The sequence below is a fragment of the Priestia sp. SIMBA_032 genome (assembly GCF_046535215.1).
Lineage (GTDB): Bacteria > Bacillota > Bacilli > Bacillales > Bacillaceae_H > Priestia > Priestia aryabhattai.
In genome coordinates, this window is the sequence record NZ_JAWRXD010001148.1 from 1 (window position 1) to 253 (window position 253).

1 protein-coding gene is annotated in these 253 nt (G+C 58.1%); it reads left to right on the top strand.

Translation table 11 applies throughout. The features are described from left to right. Nucleotides 1-12 precede the first annotated feature (12 nt). On the top strand, nucleotides 13-253 hold a 241-nt coding region (locus SB717_RS37920; protein WP_410908326.1), incomplete at its 3' end, for an ABC transporter permease subunit.

The following is a 253-nucleotide window of genomic DNA, read 5'->3' on the forward strand; positions in this document are numbered from 1 at the left end:
GGACTTCAGTCTATTGCAGTCACGCTCGCAATGATGATTCTCACGAAAGGCCTGGCATTAGTGATACTCGATGCCCCTGGAGGCAGCGTTTCGGAGTGGATTAGTGACACGCTGACTAACAGTCTATGGGGCGTAGTACCCGTGTCCGGTCTGGTCGCCATCGCGGTCGCACTGCTATGGGCCGTCTTTCGGCGGACTAATACCGGCGTCGCACTTTACGCGGTAGGCAAGGATCAGACGGCCGCCGCGCTCT